General features: G+C 59.2%; 18 protein-coding genes. 10 read left to right on the plus strand and 8 right to left on the minus strand.

Annotated features, from left to right (window positions below; genetic code table 11):
* Positions 1-262: 262 nt before the first annotated feature.
* The 3 genes from AC3IT9_RS23815 to rlmF all read left to right on the plus strand — a co-directional run bounded on the left by AC3IT9_RS23815 (position 263) and on the right by rlmF (position 5,882).
* Positions 263-1,579, plus strand: a complete 1,317-nt coding sequence (locus AC3IT9_RS23815) for an MFS transporter (RefSeq protein WP_150754526.1) — start codon at positions 263-265, stop codon at positions 1,577-1,579.
* A 240-nt stretch (positions 1,580-1,819) separates the two neighbouring features.
* A complete protein-coding gene (locus AC3IT9_RS23820) occupies positions 1,820-4,666 on the plus strand; it encodes a valine--tRNA ligase (RefSeq protein ID WP_489271152.1) in 2,847 nt (948 codons plus the stop codon).
* Positions 4,667-4,850: 184 nt separating this feature from the next.
* On the plus strand, positions 4,851-5,882 hold the full coding sequence (gene rlmF / locus AC3IT9_RS23825) for a 23S rRNA (adenine(1618)-N(6))-methyltransferase RlmF (RefSeq protein WP_489271153.1): 1,032 nt from the start codon (positions 4,851-4,853) through the stop codon (positions 5,880-5,882).
* 145 nt (positions 5,883-6,027) lie between these two features.
* Here the strand turns inward: rlmF and AC3IT9_RS23830 are convergent, their stop codons facing one another.
* Both AC3IT9_RS23830 and AC3IT9_RS23835 read right to left on the minus strand, forming a co-directional pair.
* Positions 6,028-6,468, minus strand: coding sequence for a DUF3757 domain-containing protein (locus tag AC3IT9_RS23830; protein ID WP_489271154.1), 441 nt, complete (start codon positions 6,466-6,468; stop codon positions 6,028-6,030).
* Positions 6,469-6,774: 306 nt separating this feature from the next.
* Positions 6,775-7,056 (minus strand): HU family DNA-binding protein, encoded by a 282-nt coding sequence (locus AC3IT9_RS23835; protein WP_007905514.1) that lies wholly within the window; start codon positions 7,054-7,056, stop codon positions 6,775-6,777.
* A 396-nt stretch (positions 7,057-7,452) separates the two neighbouring features.
* On the opposite strand from AC3IT9_RS23835, the gene yejK reads away from it, so the two are divergent.
* Both yejK and AC3IT9_RS23845 read left to right on the plus strand, forming a co-directional pair.
* Positions 7,453-8,457 (plus strand): nucleoid-associated protein YejK, encoded by a 1,005-nt coding sequence (yejK, locus tag AC3IT9_RS23840; RefSeq protein WP_008018580.1) that lies wholly within the window; start codon positions 7,453-7,455, stop codon positions 8,455-8,457.
* Complete coding sequence (locus AC3IT9_RS23845; RefSeq protein ID WP_489271155.1) at positions 8,457-8,807, plus strand: glutaredoxin family protein; 351 nt, start codon at positions 8,457-8,459, stop codon at positions 8,805-8,807. The genes yejK and AC3IT9_RS23845 overlap by 1 nt, the downstream gene beginning before the upstream one ends.
* 34 nt (positions 8,808-8,841) lie before the next feature.
* On the opposite strand, the gene AC3IT9_RS23850 is transcribed toward AC3IT9_RS23845, so the two are convergent.
* From AC3IT9_RS23850 to AC3IT9_RS23865, 4 genes are all read right to left on the minus strand, one after another.
* Positions 8,842-9,777, minus strand: coding sequence for a glutathione S-transferase family protein (locus AC3IT9_RS23850; RefSeq protein ID WP_489271157.1), 936 nt, complete (start codon positions 9,775-9,777; stop codon positions 8,842-8,844).
* 88 nt (positions 9,778-9,865) lie between these two features.
* Complete coding sequence (locus AC3IT9_RS23855; protein ID WP_150754532.1) at positions 9,866-10,177, minus strand: GIY-YIG nuclease family protein; 312 nt, start codon at positions 10,175-10,177, stop codon at positions 9,866-9,868.
* A 40-nt stretch (positions 10,178-10,217) separates the two neighbouring features.
* Entirely contained in the window at positions 10,218-10,688 is a 471-nt protein-coding gene (locus tag AC3IT9_RS23860) for a nuclear transport factor 2 family protein (RefSeq protein ID WP_489271158.1), read from the minus strand.
* Positions 10,689-10,808: 120 nt separating this feature from the next.
* Complete coding sequence (locus AC3IT9_RS23865) at positions 10,809-11,435, minus strand: response regulator (protein ID WP_489271159.1); 627 nt, start codon at positions 11,433-11,435, stop codon at positions 10,809-10,811.
* A 349-nt stretch (positions 11,436-11,784) separates the two neighbouring features.
* On the opposite strand from AC3IT9_RS23865, the gene AC3IT9_RS23870 reads away from it, so the two are divergent.
* The 5 genes from AC3IT9_RS23870 (at position 11,785) to AC3IT9_RS23890 (ending at position 17,713) form a co-directional block, all read left to right on the plus strand.
* Positions 11,785-12,501 carry a fimbria/pilus chaperone family protein gene (locus AC3IT9_RS23870; RefSeq protein ID WP_150726816.1) on the plus strand — a complete coding sequence of 239 codons (717 nt, stop codon included), beginning with the start codon at positions 11,785-11,787 and terminating at the stop codon, positions 12,499-12,501.
* Positions 12,502-12,641: 140 nt separating this feature from the next.
* On the plus strand, positions 12,642-15,110 hold the full coding sequence (locus tag AC3IT9_RS23875; protein ID WP_489271160.1) for a fimbria/pilus outer membrane usher protein: 2,469 nt from the start codon (positions 12,642-12,644) through the stop codon (positions 15,108-15,110).
* Between the two features lie 11 nt (positions 15,111-15,121).
* Positions 15,122-16,264 (plus strand): DUF1120 domain-containing protein, encoded by a 1,143-nt coding sequence (locus AC3IT9_RS23880; protein WP_489271161.1) that lies wholly within the window; start codon positions 15,122-15,124, stop codon positions 16,262-16,264.
* An 83-nt stretch (positions 16,265-16,347) separates the two neighbouring features.
* Positions 16,348-16,971 carry a DUF1120 domain-containing protein gene (locus AC3IT9_RS23885; protein ID WP_489271162.1) on the plus strand — a complete coding sequence of 208 codons (624 nt, stop codon included), beginning with the start codon at positions 16,348-16,350 and terminating at the stop codon, positions 16,969-16,971.
* A 91-nt stretch (positions 16,972-17,062) separates the two neighbouring features.
* Entirely contained in the window at positions 17,063-17,713 is a 651-nt protein-coding gene (locus tag AC3IT9_RS23890; protein WP_489271163.1) for a DUF1120 domain-containing protein, read from the plus strand.
* 9 nt (positions 17,714-17,722) lie between these two features.
* Here AC3IT9_RS23890 and AC3IT9_RS23895 read toward each other — a convergent pair whose 3' ends face one another.
* The gene (locus tag AC3IT9_RS23895) at positions 17,723-19,027 is read right to left on the minus strand and encodes a CynX/NimT family MFS transporter (RefSeq protein ID WP_150759572.1); all 1,305 of its coding nucleotides are present in this window, start codon (positions 19,025-19,027) and stop codon (positions 17,723-17,725) included.
* On the minus strand, positions 19,017-19,676 hold the full coding sequence (locus tag AC3IT9_RS23900) for a FadR/GntR family transcriptional regulator (RefSeq protein WP_008018586.1): 660 nt from the start codon (positions 19,674-19,676) through the stop codon (positions 19,017-19,019). The genes AC3IT9_RS23895 and AC3IT9_RS23900 overlap by 11 nt, the downstream gene beginning before the upstream one ends.
* Positions 19,677-19,775: the final 99 nt, after the last annotated feature.

The following is a 19,775-nucleotide window of genomic DNA, read 5'->3' on the forward strand; positions in this document are numbered from 1 at the left end:
GCAAGCCCCCTCGCCACAATGTCCTCGCAAGCCCTCTTGTCCGATCGTTAGCCACCTTCCTATAATCGAAACGCTTACCCAAGCCTCGCCGGCCCCGTGCTTACCCCGCACTTCGCAGTTTCCGGCCCGTCCACCCGCAAAGCCCGCAACAAACCGACGACTGTTCCTACCTTGAACAGCGCCCGTACCTCCACCCACATCCCTGGGTTCTCGACCATAATAATTCGCTCCACCGGAGCACATGACTGTCAGGGATAACCGCATGACGACCAGCACGACTTACAGCGAATCCACACCTGCGCAACCGACGAACTCCGCCACCCGCGTGGCCACCGCGAGCTTCATCGGTACCGCCATCGAGTTCTATGACTTCTACGTCTATGCCACCGCCGCCGCACTGGTGATCGGTCCGGTGTTCTTTCCGCAGACATCCGGCACCGCCCAGATGCTTTCGGCGTTTCTCACGTTCGGCATCGCCTTCCTTGCGCGCCCCTTGGGCTCGGCCCTTTTCGGTCACTTCGGCGACCGTATCGGCCGCAAGTCGACCCTGGTCGCCTCGCTGCTGCTGATGGGCGTGTGCACCACGCTGATCGGCGTGCTGCCGGGATACGACAGCATTGGCGCCTGGGCACCGATCCTGCTTTGCGTCCTGCGCTTCGGCCAAGGCCTTGGGTTGGGCGGTGAATGGGGTGGCGCGGCATTGTTGGCCACGGAGAACGCGCCGAAAGGCAAGCGCGCATGGTTCGGCATGTTCCCGCAACTGGGTCCATCCATCGGCTTTCTGGCGGCCAACGGCCTGTTCCTGACCCTGGCTGTGGTGCTGGATGATGAACAGTTCCGCTCATGGGGCTGGCGTATTCCGTTCCTGCTCAGCGCCGCACTGGTGATGGTCGGCCTGTACGTACGCCTCAAGCTGCATGAGACCCCGGTATTCGCCAATGCCATGGCGCGTCAGGAACGAGTGAAGATCCCCCTGTTCGAGCTGTTCGGCCAATACTGGGTGCCCGTTTTGCTGGGCGCCGGCGCGATGGTCGTGTGCTATGCGCTGTTTTACATCTCCACCGTGTTTTCCCTGAGTTACGGAGTGGCAACGCTCGGCTACAGCCGCGAGACTTTCCTCGGCCTGCTGTGCTTCGCGGTGCTGTTCATGGCTGCCGCGACCCCACTATCGGCCTGGGCCAGCGACCGTTACGGGCGCAAACCGGTACTGATCATCGGTGGTGTGCTGGCGATCCTGTCCGGCTTCCTCATGGAACCCCTGCTGACCCAAGGCTCGACCTGGGGTGTGGCGCTGTTCCTGTGCATCGAACTGTTTCTGATGGGCGTGACGTTTGCGCCGATGGGTGCGCTGCTGCCGGAGCTGTTCCCCACCCACGTGCGCTACACCGGCGCCTCGGCGGCCTACAACCTGGGCGGTATCGTCGGCGCGTCCGCAGCGCCGTTCTTCGCCCAGAAACTGGTGGCGATGGGCGGGTTGAGTTACGTCGGCGGTTATGTGTCCGGGGCGGCGGTGCTGAGTTTGATTGCGGTACTGTGCCTGAAGGAAACGCGGCATAACGATTTGAATCAGGTTGTCTGACAGATAGTCATCGCGGGCAAGCCGCGCTCCCACAGGTCATGTGTCGTATCACCATTTTGTGGTCGACGCCCATCCTGTGGGAGCGTGGCTTGCCCGCGATGGCGTCTTAACTGATAAAACACCCCCCGAAAAACCACAACTTTCCCCCCACCCATTGTCACCTCGCTCTACGCGCATCGGCTCATCCCCGCTATACTTCCCGGCTTTTCCTGAATAAATGCCAATAGGGTCCCGCCGCGCATGGATAAGACCTACCAGCCGCACGCCATTGAAACTTCCTGGTACAACACCTGGGAGTCAGAGAATTACTTCGCCCCGCAAGGCGCGGGCGAGTCCTACACCATCATGATCCCGCCGCCGAACGTCACCGGCAGCCTGCACATGGGTCATGGCTTCAACAACGCGATCATGGATGCCCTGATCCGTTTCCGCCGCATGCAGGGTCGCAACACCCTGTGGCAGCCGGGTACCGACCACGCCGGTATCGCCACGCAGATGCTGGTAGAGCGTCAGCTTGAAGCCAAGGGTCAGAGCCGCCACGACCTGGGCCGCGAGAAATTCCTCGAGAAAGTCTGGGAGTGGAAGGATGAGTCCGGCGGCAACATCAGCCGTCAGATCCGTCGCCTCGGTTCGTCCGTAGATTGGAGCCGCGAGCGCTTCACCATGGACGACGGCCTCTCGGAAGCCGTAAAGGAAGCATTCGTACGCCTGCACGAAGACGGCCTGATCTACCGCGGCAAGCGCCTGGTCAACTGGGACACCAAGCTGCACACGGCGATTTCCGACCTTGAAGTGGAAAACCACGACGAGAAAGGTTTCCTGTGGAACCTGAAATACCCGCTGGCCGACGGCGCCAAGACCGCTGAAGGCAACGATTTCCTGATCGTCGCGACCACTCGCCCGGAAACCATGCTCGGCGACTCCGCCGTGGCCGTTAACCCGAACGATGAACGCTACAAAGCCCTGATCGGCAAATTTGTCGAACTGCCACTGGTTGGCCGCCGCATCCCGATCATCGCCGACGATTACTGCGACCCTGAATTCGGCACCGGCTGCGTGAAAATCACCCCGGCCCACGACTTCAACGACTATGAAGTCGGCAAGCGTCACAACCTGCCGCTGCTGAACATCTTCGACAAGAACGCAGCGGTCCTGCCGGCCTGCCAGGTGTTCAACCTCGACGGTACGCTGAACGAAACCATCGACGGCAAGATCCCGGCCGAATACGCCGGTCTCGACCGCTTCGAAGCGCGCAAGCAGATCGTGGCCGCGTTCGACGCCGCCGGCCTGTTGGTCAGCGTTGACGATCACGCCCTGAAAGTGCCGAAAGGCGACCGCTCCGGCACCGTCATCGAGCCGTGGCTGACCGACCAGTGGTACGTATCCACCAAGCCTTTGGCCGAGCCTGCGATTGCCGCCGTTGAAGACGGCCGTATCCAGTTCGTGCCGAAACAGTACGAAAACATGTACTTCTCGTGGATGCGCGACATCCAGGACTGGTGCATCAGCCGTCAGCTGTGGTGGGGCCACCGGATTCCGGCCTGGTACGACGAGTCGGGCAAGGTCTATGTCGGTCGCGACGAAGCCGAAGTGCGGGCCAAGCACAATCTCGGCCCGGACGTTGCGCTGCAACAGGACAACGACGTTCTCGACACCTGGTTCAGCTCGGGCCTGTGGACGTTCTCCACCCTCGGCTGGCCGGAAAAAACCGAATTCCTGAAGAAATTCCACTCCACCGACGTCCTGGTGACTGGCTTCGACATCATTTTCTTCTGGGTTGCCCGGATGATCATGCTCACCATGCATTTGGTGAAAAACGAAGACGGCACGCCGCAGGTTCCGTTCAAGACCGTGTACGTTCACGGCCTGGTGCGTGACGGCCAGGGCCAGAAGATGTCCAAGTCCAAGGGCAACGTCCTGGACCCGCTGGACATCATCGACGGCATCGAACTCGAAGCCCTGGTGCAGAAACGCACCTCCGGCATGATGCAACCGAAACTGGCGAAGAAGATCGAGAAGCAGACCCGCGACGAGTTCGCCGAAGGCATCGCCAGCTACGGCACCGACGCCCTGCGTTTCACCTTCTGCTCACTGGCGTCCACCGGTCGTGACATCAAGTTCGACATGGGCCGCGTCGAAGGCTATCGCAACTTCTGCAACAAGATCTGGAACGCGGCGCGCTACGTGCTGGACAAGGGCGAAGACTGTGGCCAGAACGGCGAAGCCTTTGAGCTGTCTCTGGCTGACCGCTGGATCATTTCGCAGCTACAACGCACCGAAGCCGAAGTGACCCGCCAACTCGACCAGTTCCGTTTCGACCTGGCCGCGCAAGCCTTGTACGAGTTCATCTGGAACCAGTATTGCGACTGGTACCTGGAGCTGTCCAAACCTGTGCTGTGGGACGAAAACGCACCGGTCGAACGCCAGCGCGGTACCCGTCGCACCCTGGTTCGCGTACTGGAAGTCGCCCTGCGCCTGGCGCACCCGTTCATGCCGTTCATCACCGAAGAAATCTGGCAGCGCATCGCGCCGCTGGCGGGCATCGATGGCAAGACGATCATGCTGCAACCTTGGCCGGTGGCCAACGAAACACGCATCGATCAGGCCGCCGAAGATGACATCGAATGGCTCAAAGGCCTGATGCTCGGCACCCGCAACATCCGTGGCGAAATGAACATCGGCCCGGGCAAACCGCTGCCGCTGTTCCTGAAGAACGTCAGCGCCGAGGATCAGCGTCGCCTGACCGAGAACGAAGCTCTGCTGAAGAAACTGGCGCGCCTCGAATCGATCACCGTATTGGCTGCAGGCGAAGAAGCACCGCTGTCCGCCACCGCGCTGGTCGGCGAGATGGAAGTGCTGGTGCCAATGGCCGGCTTGATCGACAAAGGTGCGGAACTGGCGCGTCTGGACAAGGAAATCCAGCGTCTGCAAGGTGAAGTGCAACGAGTCGGCGGCAAGCTGTCCAACGCCGGTTTCGTTGACAAGGCGCCAGCCGAAGTCATCGAGAAAGAACGCGCCAAACTGGCCGAGGCCGAACAGGCCCTGGGCAAATTGGCCGAGCAGCATGCGCGGATTGCCAGCCTGTAACGGCAAATCGCAATGAAAGAGGGAAGCCCATGCGGCTTCCCTTTTTTATGCCTGCCACTTTCTTACATCCAATGAAGATTCCCTGTGGGGGCGGCGGTGCGGCGATCCCACATTAGATCGGTGTTGCCCCACAGATGTGGGACAATGCTCGCCACTTTCAGCCATACCCGAATCGACCACCGCCATGACCGCCCCCCGCTCCCCCAAGCCTGCGCGCAAAAAGCCTGCCCCGAAGACCCCGGCCACGGCCGTCGCCCCGAAGGAAAAGGCCAGCCTGCATCCGCGCAATCGCCATCAGGGTCGCTACGACTTTCCGACGCTGATCAAAAGCGCCCCGGAACTGAAGAAGTTCGTGATCATCAATCCGTACGGCAAGGAAAGCATCGACTTCGCCAGCCCGGAAGCCGTGCGGGTGTTCAACCGGGCGCTGCTCAAGTCGTTCTATGGCATCGCTCACTGGGACATTCCGGCCGACTACCTGTGCCCGCCGGTGCCAGGCCGTGCAGATTACTTGCACTTCCTCGCCGACCTGCTGGCCAGCGGCAATGACGGTGTGATTCCCCGTGGCGCCGCCGTGAAAGTGCTGGACATCGGCATGGGCGCCAACTGCGTGTATCCGCTGATCGGTTACAGCGACTATCGCTGGCAGTTCCTCGGTTCCGATATCGATGCGACCGCCATCGCCGCGGCAAAGGCCATCATTCAATCCAATGGCCTGAACAAAGCGATCCAGGTACGCCAGCAGAGCAACTCCAAGCAGATCCTCACAGGCCTGCTGGAGAGCACAGAGCGCTTCGACCTGACCATGTGCAACCCGCCATTCCATGCCTCGCTGGACGAGGCCACGCGGGGCAGCACGCGCAAATGGCGAGCCCTGGGCAAAGCCGATCCGAAACGCAAGCTGCCGGTGTTGAACTTTGGCGGGCAGGCGGCGGAGTTGTGGTGTGAAGGCGGTGAAGTACGCTTCGTCACGCAACTGGTCAGCGAGAGCGTGCAGGTGGCGCAACAAGTGCTGTGGTTCAGCACGCTGGTATCGAAGGCTTCGAACCTGCCGGCGATCCAGACCGCCTTGAAAAAGGCCGGCGCGTTGGACAGTCGGGTGGTGGAAATGGGCCAGGGCCAAAAACAGAGCCGCTTCGTCGCCTGGACCTTCCAGACCGAAGCGCAGCAACAGGCCTGGCGTCAGGCACGATGGTCGAAAGCTGCAGCTGAGTAAAAGCCAAACGAACAAAAGCCGTGCCCGGATGATTTCTGGACACGGCTTTTAACAAACCTCACCGGTTAACAGTAACGCTCAGATCTTTAGCTACTAACTGCCTGACAATTCTTCTGCAATGTCGATAACAGAAAATTCTGGATATCTACATCCTGGAGTTTGTACGAACATTCTCTTTGAATGCACAGGCTCGCGACACTTTGCTATCGCAGTAATACTGGCCATACCATTCCTCCCATGGTCCGCCGGTATCAATACTTACGATTGTTCCCTCCCGCTTGTATCTCATATCCAGCTCGCCTCCCTGTTGTAGCATGTAACCACAACGCAGGATTTCACCGGCAATGGTGACGCCCCCGGCTGCTACGCGAGGTACGAATATCGCCAGTTCAAAATCGGCTACCGGCCCACGTCCGGTTTGCGAAACGCCGTACCATTCCCCGTCGCCACTTGCTGTCGGCGCTTTATACGTACCGACTCCAAACTCCTTGATGTCAGCAGGACTTGGGCAGTACTCGGTAACATTTGCCAAAGCCTGGCCGGACACCAGAAGCGATACACACATCAACAACTGTTTAACTTTCATAAAAACGTCCTTGTAACCAATAACTGAAATTTGGTTTTGGCTGATTACCGCAAAGCCAAGTGCTACGCCTATTGATAGTACCGACCCAAGGCGCACACTCAACTAGCAGTTCTGTAGGAGCGTTCGTTTTATACAGAGAGAAAAGTGCTATTCAGTGCAACCGCGCCATCCCTATCCGGCGGGCATGTAACAACTACTTTCAAACAAATGGACTACTTCAATAATTTACCTTGCGTAAATTGTTTCCAGCGCCCACAAAAAAACCGTGCCCGGATCGCTCCGGTGCACGGTTTTTTTTAACAAGTCTTACTTGTTAACAGCGTCGGTCAGGCCTTTGGCCACAACCAGCTTGATCACTTTCTTGGCAGCGATTTCGATGGCAGCGCCAGTCGAAGGGTTACGGCCAGTACGGGCAGGGCGCTCAGTCACTTTCAGTTTGCCGATACCTGGCAGAGTGATTTCGCCGCCGTTTTCCAGCTGATCGGCAACGATTTGGCCCAGTTGGTCCAGAGCGTTACGCGCGGTGGTTTTCGGCGCGTCGATAGCTTCAGCGATGTCGGCGATCAGTTGGTCTTTAGTAAGAGCCATTTAGTGTTCCTTCCCTATCAAATTCATATGGATTGCACAGTGCAATGTCAGCTATCGAGCCCGATCTTCTGGATCTGGCACCCTCGGCCAAATAACCTCGGGATCGGGGTTATAGATACCGAAATCAGGGTTTGGTTCGACCTGACAAATGCTGACTGCACGCTTAACGCAGTGACTTCGCGCAAGACCGGGCAAAGCTAGCACACAGACGTGGAAATATCCGCCTCTAGCTACCCATTTGGTCAGCTTTATTGCGCTAAAACATGAAAAAAACGCATAAGCGCCGCCGGTCGCCCGCCAATTGCCCTTCGCACCGCGCCAAAACCAGTGGTTGCGGTACACTGGGCGCTTTTTCGGGGGAGCACGCCCTCCTCTCTTCATTCAGCCGAGAAGCCCATGCCGATCCGTCATTGCATCGTCCACCTGATCGACAAAAAACCCGACGGCACACCTGCAGTTCTCCACGCCCGTGACTCTGAACTGGCTGAGTCCGCAGCCATCGAGAACATGCTCGCCGACCTCAACGAAAGCTATAACGCCAAACAGGGTAAAGCCTGGGGCCTGTTCCATCCGGAATCCGGCGCGTTCCCGTTCAGCGGCTGGCTGAAGGAGTACCTTGAGGGTGGCCAGGATTTCACCGCGTTCAGCCGCGTGGCGGTCGAGCATCTGCAAAAGCTGATGGAAGAATCGAACCTGTCGGTCGGCGGCCATGTGCTGTTCGCACACTATCAGCAAGGCATGACCGACTACCTGGCCATCGCCCTGCTGCACCACAGTGAAGGCGTGGCCGTCACCGACGAACTGGACGTGACCCCGTCCCGCCACCTCGACCTTGGCCAGTTGCACCTGGCCGCGCGGATCAACGTTTCCGAGTGGCAGAACAACAAACAATCCAAGCAGTACATTTCGTTCATCAAAGGCAAGAACGGCAAAAAGGTTTCGGAGTATTTCCGCGACTTCATTGGCTGTCAGGAAGGCGTCGACGGTCCGGGTGAAACTCGCACCCTGCTCAAAGCCTTCAGTGATTTCGTTGAAAGCGAAGACCTGCCGGAAGACGACGCCCGCGAGAAGACCAAGACCCTGGTGGATTACGCCAGCAGCCAGGCCAAGCTCGGTGAGCCGATGGGCCTGGAAGAGTTGTCGGGGCTGATCGACGAAGAACGCCCGAAAGCCTTCTACGATCACATCCGCAACAAGGATTACGGCCTCTCGCCAGAAATCCCGGCCGATAAACGCACCCTGAACCAGTTCCGCCGATTCACTGGCCGCGCCGAAGGTTTGTCGATCAGTTTCGAAGCACACCTGCTGGGCTCGAAGATCGAGTACGACGAAGAAGCCGGCACGTTGATCATCAAGGGCCTGCCCACTTCCCTCACCGATCAGCTGAAGCGTCGCAACTGATGCTCGGCGGCGTACTGAAGAAATTCCTGCTGATCCTGCTGGTGGTCGTGGCCTACCAGAACTGGGGCAAGATCGAGCGGGTGTTCAATCCATCGCAAATGGTGCCTGCGCAGACGCAGGCCAAGGCCAACGTCGTGCTCTACGCCACCGAATGGTGTGGTTACTGCAAGCTGACCCGGCGCTTCCTCGATCAGAAAGGCATCCCGTACAAGGAGTTCGATATCGAGAAGGATGCCGTCGCGCGCGAGGACTATCAGGCGCTGGGCGGTGGCGGCATTCCAATTATCGATGTGAACGGGACGCTGATTCGCGGGTATGACCCGGATGCGATTCTGGCTGCACTGAATTAATTGTGGGAGCGAGCTTGCTCCCACAAGGTTTTTTTCAGCAGGCTTCGATCCGGAAACCAAATCGCGGGAAGTGCACATGCACCACACCGCCACGCTCGTCCTCTCGCCGTACAATCAGCTCCTCGCGGCCGGCAAACAGCAATTCCCCCGCCACCGGATCCACGCCGTAGTCCGTGGCGGCGATCACTACCTGCTGCCCCGCCTTGAATCCATTGGGATCGACAAACTGCTCATCCGGCAAGGCCGTTGGTGTGGACGCGCGCGCCATTGCCAGGGCCTCCTCGGAACTCATCTCGCTGGATGCACCATGACCGAAGCCCAATACCCGCTCATGCCATGCATTGACTGCCGGATAAGCTTCGACCAGCGGGGCCGTCACCGGCGTGGCCTTGAGAAACCAGAGGCAATGAGCCAGGGCGAAATCGGCAATCGACGGCTCGCCAAACAGGTAGTCACCCTCCTCGCGCTGCAACTGTTGCTCCAGACGCGACATGATCGTTGGCCACTGATGTTTCGCCTGTTCGGTAGACAATTTTGTCGCGCTACCACCACTGAACAAACCGGCACGGTCGGCCAGAAACGCATTGATCGCTTCCGGCGACAAATTGCCAAAGCGCACCGCAATCGATTCCGGCTGGAACACCAGGCTCACCGCATGCTGGAACACCACGGAGTCGGCCCAGGCTGCAAACGATGCGGTGATCATTTCCTGACCTTCCGGGAAGAACGCAGGCAAGGCTTTTTCCTGCTCCAGTCGCCGGGCAATCAATGCCGTGTCGCAATAAATATCTGCACCGACCTGCAATACCGGTGTCTTGCGGTAGCCACCGGTCAACGCCGTGAGATCCGGTTTGGGCATCACTGGCGAGATCTTCACCGAGCGCCAGGACAAGCCCTTGAAACCCAGCAGCAGGCGAGCCTTTTCGGCAAAGGGGGACGTCGGGTAATGATGCAGAATCAACTCGGACATGCTCGGCTCCGCCGCAAGGATCAGGAATCCGCAGCTTAGCGCGCAATCACCTGGCAGCCTACAGATCTGCCTGATGGGAACTGATCAGTCAGAGTGATGAGACAGGGGCGGCACTCGCCACCAGGCATTCCTTGGCGCTCTTCTTGAGTTTTTTGATCAGCCGCTCCTGACGCAACGCATCGCTTTTGTCGCGACAGCGTTCGGTGTAGACCAGGGCCATGGCAGGACTGGAAAGAAAGAATCGTGCGCCCTTGCCGCTTTGATGCTTGGCGAAGCGACGCACGGGATCATCGCTGATCCCACAATAGAGCGAACCGTTGGCCGCGCGAACGAGGTAGACGAACCAGGTTTTGCTCGTGGGGGTGTCGGCGTCGACAGGGCTTTCGCTGAGGGTGGTCACGTAACGATCAGGGCTTGAAGGAAAACAAGCCGCGATCTTATCAGCGACTGGCCTGGAATGCCTTCAGCCCCTTCAATGCCTGCGCGCGAACGGCGTTTCTCACCAGCGGCGTCCAGCCCAGCAGCAGGCCTTTGAAACCCAACGCCTGACGCGACCAGGTCCATAGATCGAAACTGTCGTGATGTTCGCAAATCTTGCCGTCACGGAAGATGAAACGCGCCTGGATATCGTTGACCACGGTATTGCCGGTCTGACTGAACAGATAGGTCGCGACCCAATGGGCACCGCCGGTGCGCTCGTCGGCGCGAACATGATCGAAGGTCAGGGAAAAATCCTTGGCCCGCGTGGTCAGCATGCGCCACATGTCACTGGCATCGCGACCGCGAAGCTCGCCGAACGCAGGGTCACTGAACACCACATCATCGGTGTAGCAGGCAGCCATGGCTTCGGCATCCAGGCGCTGGAAAGCCTGGTAGAAACGGGTGATCAAGGCGCTATGGACTTCACTCATTTGCGGGTTCCCCTGGATATGCACAATGGCTTCGAAAGATTGCCTGCACGATAGTCTGCAACTGCATCGAACACTATCGGCATTCATGAAGAAAATAACGCGGTGATTATTCACGTCATTTCAGTACGACATTCCGTTGTTCCGGGCGTAGGAAAAAAGATCAACGTCCGTGGAAATACCCAGCCTGTGCATGGCCATGTTCTTTTGTTTACTGATGGTCGACACGCTGCGTTTGAAGTGAATGGCGATTTCGCTGACGGTCATGCCACTGGCGAGCATTCGGACCACTTCGTGCTCCTTGGCCGACAGTGGCGATTCGTGCAGCTGATTGCGAGTGTTGGCCAGCAGCGTGCGCAGGGACTCGCTGAGGTAGCGGCGCCCTTGCTGCACCGCATTGATTGCCAGGGGCAACTCCTTCGCCGATGCAGTTTTGGCGACAATGGCCATCACCCCTTGAGCCAACGTAGCCCTTGCCGTCGCCACACTGGTAAACATCGTTACCAGAATGATCGGCAAGGCCGGGTAAAGGCGTTGAATCGTACTCAACATTTTCAAGCCATCGGCCTGCTGCCCTCCCGGCATGGAGAAGTCAGTGATCAGCAGGTCGCAAGACGTGCTTGAAAGCAGATTCATCAGGCTGTCGGCACTGTCGGCCTCGCCGACGATCACACATTGCCTGCTGCCGTTGATGAGTATGCGGAGCCCGACTCGAACGACGGAATGGTCGTCAGCAATAACGACTCGCATTGTGGGATACCTCCTGTTGGTAGGGAGAAAGCGCGGAAAATAGCGCCGTTATTCCTACTTCCACAACTCCTCCGAAAACACGCCTGACTCCTCCCCCTCAATGTATTCAACGGAATCTCCATTTGCCCATTTGACAAACAGATGGTTCCTACGCAGCAGCGCAATAAAGACTACGCAGTAGAACTACAAACCATAGAAAACGTCACGTAATCCGCAACACATATTCATACACCCCCTCCTCTCTTTTCGTATTAGTTGCATACCAACCAGTAACTTCGATCGATAGATTGAATCCTTTCCGCACCACCCCGGCATTTACTTATTTACGAAACGCTCAACGAGACACGTCATGATGATGTTTTCAACAATCACACGTCGCCTGCTCAGTTCCGGCATCGGCACACTTACTCTCCTCCTGACCGTGCAGGCCCAGGCCGATGGCATGGTGCCGAATACTTCCGTTGTCATCATCAACGAAGCTGACGGCGAAGCGTCCGTTTCAGTAACCAACACTGATTCCACACTCGCCTTGATGCACGTGACCATCGAAGACATCCCCGAGGACACCGAGCCCCTGGTATTTGTCACGCCACCGCTGGCGCGTGTCGAAGCGTCGAAAACGCAATTGGTTCGGTTCATTCTTCAAACGGAAACCCCCTTGCGCACCCAGCGTCTGAAACGGGTGATCTTCGAAGGCATTCCCCAAGGCAAACCTGCAGTCGAAGCCGGGCATGCCCGTGTGGGTGTGACAGTGCGCCAGAATCTGCCGCTGATCCTACATCCCAAAGGCCTGGCGCCTAATCGCGCGCCCTGGACCGACCTGCAATGGTCGCTGAAGGACGCGCAACTGACCGTGCGCAACGACACGCCCTACGTGGTACGTCTGGGCCAGGAAGTGACATTGCTACCTTCTGCCAGCAATGTCCTGCTGCCTAAAACCTATGTATTGCCCGGTGAGCACATCAGTGTTCCGGTGCCAGCAGGTGCCGCCACGCAAGTGCGCTTTCAACCGGCCACCGTCTACGGCTTCACCGTGCCTCACCATGAGGCGCCCATCAAATCCTGAAAACACAACCATTTCACAGCGCCCTCCGAAGGACAGTGAGTGCCGATGTTTCAAGGCGACGGCCCTCTAGCCATTGCCAAGAGCGTGTCTGAAGCCAGAGCAAAACAGGCGAGCACGCCGACCTCACCCAAGCGAACCCGATGAACACAGCATTAATTTACCGTGATGGCGAAGCCGTGCCCGCCATTCAAGCCGCTACTCGCCCTCGTCTATTAGGGCGACCGGCCCCGCTGGCGCTGCTGCTGACCAATGCGTTGGTGATACTCAACGCCCAGGGAGATGTTTCCTTGCCTACTTCGTTCGACAAAAACACGTTGCTGCAGCGAGGCATTGATCCTGCGTTGGCCACGTCGCTGATTCACGCGCCGCGATTCACAGCCGGAAAGCACCCGGTCACCCTCACGGTCAATGGCCAGCGCCATGGTCGGGTAGACGTCAGCTTCAACCGCGAGGGAGCGTTGTGCTTCGATCGCGCCCTGCTTGATGCGGCCAGCCTGAATGTGCCCAGTCGGCTGCTGGATGACAGCCAGTGCCACGATTTTCTCGGCGCCTGGCCGCAGACCGTCATCGAACAGGATCCGGCGAACCTTGCTCTGGCATTGATCGTGCCCACCGACACAATACGTTCCACTGCCCGGGATTTTTCCGGGTATCGCACCGGCGGCTTCGCCGGCCTGCTCAATTACGACGTCACCGGTCTGCACAGTCGTTTTGGCGATCGATCGAGTCGCTACACAGCGGCCAACACCGAAATCGGTTTTAACGCCGGGGACTGGATCGTGCGCAGTCGCCAGGTGCAGAGCTGGCAGGACGAGCGATCTCGAACGACTCATATCGCGGCATATGCCCAGCGCACGTTCGTCAGCCAGGAGGCCGTGCTGCAAGCGGGTCAGATCAACCTCTACAACCCGGTCCTCGCCGGCGCGCAGATCACCGGGGCGCAGATACTCAATGAGCGCGCCTTGCAGGTGGCAGGACAAAACGCCGTCATCGAAGGCGTTGCCAACAGCCAGGCGCAGGTCGAGATTCGGCAGAACGGCTCGCTGATTCATTCGACGGTGGTTCCCGCCGGCCCGTTTGCCTTGAACAACGTGCGCCGCCTCAACAGCCGCTCCGATGTGCACGTCACGGTCAGGGAAACCGATGGCAGCGAGCGCAGCTTTACCATTTCCGCGGCCATGCTCGGCATCGACTTGCCGGCGCCCGGTTATTCGCTGGCGGCTGGCCAGGTTCGCAGTACAGGTGCCGAACAGGGCGATGATCCTTGGGTGATCAGTGGCGGCTGGAGCGCTGCAATCGCTCCGCAAGCGCTGTTCAGTGCAGGCCTGACCGGTGCGGCCGACTACCGCGCGGCAGGCGTCGGCGTGGGTTTGCTGCCCTCGCCCGGCACCCAGGTTCAAGCCACGCTTTCAGCTGCTGACGCCACTGGCAACAAGGCCAGCCAGGGACTTCAAGCCGACCTTAACGTCACCCACCGCTTGAGCGATCAATGGGCGATCAATGGAGGAAGCGCCTACCGAACCTTTGGTTACCGTGAGCTGGAAGATACGGTATTCGACCGCACCTCCGGCTCCAGTCAATCCCGTTACCGCGACCAACAAAGCGCCAGCTTCTCCTGGTCGCATCCCGAGCTCGGCACTTTCAGTGGTGGTTTGAGCCGGTCAAGCACGTTTGACGGCCAAAGCAGCAGCCGCGCCCTCGCCTCTTGGGGCACCCGCATCGCCAGTGTTTCCGTGTCGACGACCGTCGAATGGCAGATCAGTGGCATGAACCGCGCAGACAACAGCGCCTACCTGAATCTAAGCATTCCTTTGGGGGAGAACCGCCGGGCGCGCACCTGGGTACGCAGCTCTGCTGGCGAATCCCGCAGCGGCGTGGGCTTGAGTGAGCAAATCGGCGATCAGTTGGCGTATCGGGTCGGCGTCGAACGGGACACGCGCGACAGGCAGGTGCAATCCACCGCCGGTGTTTCGTTGCTGCCGCGCTACACCCAACTGGACCTGAATTACACCCGTTCCGATGCCGAGCGTTCCAGCTATCAGGCCAGCGCCCGAGGCGGTGCCGTGCTACACGGTGGTGGCCTGACGCTGTCGCCTTACCCGGTGAGCGACACCTTTGCACTGCTTTCGGTCGGTGACATGGGTGCCATCAAGGTGACGACGCCCAGCGGCCCGGTCTGGACCGACTGGCAAGGTCAGGCAGTGATCCCGCAAGTGGCGGCTTACGGCCGCAGCAAGGTGGAAGTCGACCCCAAAAGCCTGCCGCGTAACGTCGACATCCACAACGGGCTGGCGATGATTACGGCCGGTCGCGGTGCCGTCGACAGCGTCGAGTTCGGCGTCAGCCTCACCCGCCGGGCATTGCTCAAGGTCACCACCGCCAACGGCGTGCCCTTGCCGCGCGGCGCCGCGGTGAACACCGTGGATGGCGAATTCATCACCCTGGTGCAAGACGGCGGCCTGGTGTTCCTGCCCAACGCCCTTGACTCCCGCACGTTGTGGGTCACCGCGCCGGGGCTGGAGCGCTGCGAACTGAGCTTCGAATTGCCCCAGGACGTCGACCCCCAGGCGTATTACGAAACCGCCTCCGCCAAGTGCCGAACCCTATGAGGAGGACTTTTATGAATCCATTTGGTTATTGGCTGCCAACCCTCATGTCCCTGGCAGTGAGCGGATTCACCTCGTTCGCCTCGGCGTCCGCTGACGACTGCCAGTTCAACCTGAGCCAGCCATTGCTCGATTACGGGCTGATGAACCGGGCGCTTCGCCCCGATTCGGCCCCGGAGCGAAACCTGGGCGAGCGTCAGCTGAGTCTGAGCCTGAACTGCTCACATCCCACCGATATGAGTCTGTTTTATCGGGCCCTGGCCGAGAATGCCGAACGTTTTCACTTTGCTGAACGCGGCAGCTATCAGATCCGTATTCGTGAAGCGGTGCTGGATGGTCAACCGGTAGCGATCGGGTTGATTGCCGGAGTCGGTCAATCGCCCGCAGAAACGGCGTCGAGCCTGATCTGGCGACCGGCGCACGGGATCGTTCCCGTACTCGCCGGCATGCCATTACAGGGCCGTCAATTCTCGGCGCAGCTTGAGCTGACTGCGTGGGTTCAAGAGCACGGGCTGCAAGTGCGCGACGCGGTCACCTGGCAGACCTCCGGTGTATTCGATGCAGTGGCTATCGGGCGCACCCCGGAGATTACTTTGCGTGCCCGTTTCGCTCCGGCGGCCTGTGAGCCAACGCTGTCCGACGGTGGCGTGGTCGACTTCGGCACGCTGTCCAGAAACGACCTGAACACTGACACAAGCACTCGCCTGCCGCCCAAGTCCCTGACGTTGAGTGTCAGCTGCGATGCGCCCACCGCATTCGCCCTGAGCATGCACGACAACCGCTCAGGCTCGGCAACGGTCAGCAGCGACAGTGACTACGGTCTGGGCACCGACAACCGCAACAACAAGATCGGCATGTATTCAGTGAGCGTCGAACCGACCGGCGCCAGGGCCGACAGTTTTGCCAGCCTTTATCAAACCCACTCCACTACCGCTGGCGCGGCCTGGAATACGTCCAGCATCAACGCACGCTCAATCGGAAAAACCGGTTACCTGGGCTTTACCGACACTGTCGGCACTGGCTCGGGCCCGATCCCGATCCAGAACCTCAGCACTACCTTGACCGTCGACGCCGTCATTGCACCAACCAATAGCCTGGACTTGAGCAGCGCCATCGATCTCGATGGCGCGGGGACGATCGAAATTATTTATTTGTAACACCCAACCCAATCCTGCGGAAAACGGGGCGAAGCAAGCCTCTCGGACCAGTCAGGAAAACAACCACAAAAGTGAGTAAAAAAATGAAAAAGTACTTTGCAGCACTTTCAACCACCGCACTGATCTGCGCCGCACCGCATGCCCTTGCGGCGTCGCATACTGACCTGACTGTCACGGGCAGCATCACGCCGGCCGCTTGTGATATCAGCTTGGCTAGTGGGGGGATTGTCGACATCGGCAAGAAATCGGTGAATGACCTTCATCCCACCAACAACACCTTGATAAATACGACAGCGATGCAACTGACCATGGCGTGCAGTGAGTCGATGCTATTCATGCTTAACCCGATCGATAACAGGCCAGGTACTGCAGCAGGACTAGGCGATTACTTTGGCGTGGGATTGACCCCTAAAGATGAAAAACTCGGCTTCTTTGATATAACGATCAAAGATTCCATCGCAGATACAAACCAGGTACAGGCGATTGGCTCTACTGATGGCGGGGCAAACTGGATCAAGCAAGACCGCATAATGAAAGGCAATCAGTCATCGGTTGCCGCTACCAGTGATCACTCCACGCGAATTGACGTCAAGGATCTCACCATGGACCTGGAAATCAACACCTACATTGCCGGTAGAGATAACTTGACCATAGACAGCGAAGTCCCTATCGACGGCCTCGCAACGATTGAGGTTTGGTACAAGTAAAGTCATGACGCTGAACCGCTCTCAGCGTCAGCAAACGTGAGCGGTTCAGCGCCTGCAGGGACAACCCACTCAAATGAATGAGCATCCATGGATGAAAAATCACTTCGCAGCACTCGCGCTCACAGGGTTGATTGGCCTGGCGCCTCATGCCCTCGCCGCGTCGTCCGTTGAATTGACCGTCAAAGGCTTCATCACCCCACTGGCCTGCACACCCAGCCTGTCCAACAGCGGCCTCGTGGACTTTGGAAAAGTCCCCCGGTGGGATCTGAATGTCGATAAGCGCACGCGGCTGCGTGACCAGGCACTCGACTTCAGCATCCAGTGCACGACCCCCGGCCGCTTCGCCCTGCTCATGCGTGACAACCGCGAGGGCTCGGCCATCGTCAACAGTCAGATTTATTACGGTCTGGACTACGACGGCAGCGGCAACAAAATCGGCTTGTATTCATTGAATTTCAATCCTGAAAATACAGTCGTGGACGACCTGTCGCAGGTCTTTCGCACCGATTCGACCACCGGTGGCTTGGCCTGGAGTACATCGAACGACCGCCCCATACCCATTGCTGCCAGGAGCTATCTGGGCTTCACCGACAGAGCAGGAAGCAACGCCGGCCCGATCGAAATCCGCCATCTGACGAGCCGGGTCATCGTCGAAACCGTTATTGCGCCAACCTCCGAGCTGGACCTGAGCACCGATGTACAAATCGATGGCAAGGCGACGCTGGAGATTGTTTACCTGTAGCGCCGTACTTCAGACTTTCTCGCTTTGTACCTGAACGTACAGCGAACGGCCGGCACCGAGCCCGGCGATGATCGCACCGAGGCCAATGACGCCAAAAATCCAGCCCACGGCTGTCCAGCCGCCGGTCCGGTCATGCACGATACCGACCGCGAACGGCCCCATGGACGCCAGGGTGTAACCGAAGCCCTGGGCCATGCTCGACAGATTCGCCGCAACGTGGGAATCCCGCGAGCGCAGCACGATCAGGGTCAATGCCAGGCTGAACGTGGCGCCCTGCCCCAACCCCAGCACGATCGCCCAGCCCCACAGACCTTCAATCGGGGCGTACAGGCAACCGAACAAACCGCCGAGGGTCAGGGCCATCACGATCACAATCGCCAGGCGCTGATCCTTGCCGCGTGTCGCCAGCCATGGCGCGGCGAGGGAACTGACCAGTTGAACGATCACCGAACCCGACAGCACCAGTCCGGCCTGGGTCGGGGTCAGGCCGCGACCGATCAGGATCGACGGCAACCAGCCGAACACGATGTAGGCCAGGGACGATTGCAAGCCCATGTACAAGGTCACTTGCCAGGCCAGCGGATCGCGCAGCAATCCCCGAACGCGATAGGCGACGTTGTGCGCGCCGTGTTTCTGGCCGACTTGCGGCAACCAGAACAGTGCCGCCGCAAATGCCGGAATAACCCAGAAGCCGAGACCCAACGCCCAGCTCTTGTCGAAATGCTCACTGAGCGGCACGGTCGCACCTGCCGCCATCGCCGCGCCCAGGCACAGGGCCATGGTGTAGACACCGGTCATGGTCCCGGCCTGTTTCGGGAAATCGCGCTTGACGATGCCCGGCAGCAACACGCCGATCACGCCGATGCTGGCACCGGCCAGCACACTGCCGGCAAACAGGCCGATCTCACCGAACGAACTGCGCAGGATGATCCCGCCCGCCAGGGTCAACAGAATGCCCAGCACCACCCGCTCCGCACCAAATCGCCGCGCCAGCACGGGTGCCAATGGCGCAAACAGGCCCAGGCAAAGCACCGGCAACGTGGTCAGCAATCCCGCCGCGGACGCCGACAAGCCAAGGGACTTCGAGACCTCGCTGAGCATCGGCGCCATGCTCGACAGCGCCGGGCGCAGGTTCAGCGCCACCAGAATCAGGCCCAGCAGCAACAACCACGGCCGGCGCAGAACCGGGTGGGTTTGCTGGACCTGTTCGTCATCGGCCTCGGCGTCGATCAGCAGCTCTTCCAGCTCTGCCGAAAGCTTTGGGGCTGTGGATAAATCACTGCGGTGCATGGACTTCTCGGTTTCAAGGTTCATTGATCAACTGCCTCGACAGGGCTTTGGCCCGTTCCGGGTCGCGTTGCTCGACGGCATCGAGCAACTCGATGTGCAGGTCGAACACTTCCTGGCGGCGCGGGACGATATTCAGGGTCTGACGCAATTGCGCGCCGACGATGCTGGAGAAATAGCGATACAACTCGCTGAGCGTCGGGTTGTGCGCGGCGTCCACCAGGCGGCGGTGAAACACCAGATCGCAGGCGATATAGGTGTCGAGATCGCCGTGATAGTGGCTACCGCTGACACCCAGTGCCTCGCGCAATGCCACCAGGTCTTCATCGGTGCGGCGCATGGCTGCCAGGCCGATGGCCTCGACTTCGAGGATGTGCCGGGTTTCGCGAGCCTGTTCAAGAGAACAGCGTGATAGCGCCTTGAGCGTGTCCAGTGGATCGACCACTGCCCGCAGGTAACTGCCATCACCCTGACGAATTTCGATCAACCCGGAAAACGCCAGCACCCGCATGGCTTCGCGCACGGTGTTGCGGCTGATGCCCAGCTCCGCCGACAATTCAGGCTCGGTGGGCAAACGCTGGCCCACGACCCACACGCCCTGGTTGATGCGCAGGCGCAACTGGTCCAGAGCCTGATCAACCAAGGATCGTTTTACTAATGGAGAGATTTCAGACATGGAATTCGCTCTTTCATCCAATCATAGGATGAATTTTCTGACATGGTAGTCAGCTTCATCCAATCAGGCAAGCCACCCTCTCTCGCGTCTCACCCTGAA

This window comes from Pseudomonas sp. KH_046_1 (assembly GCF_057839025.1).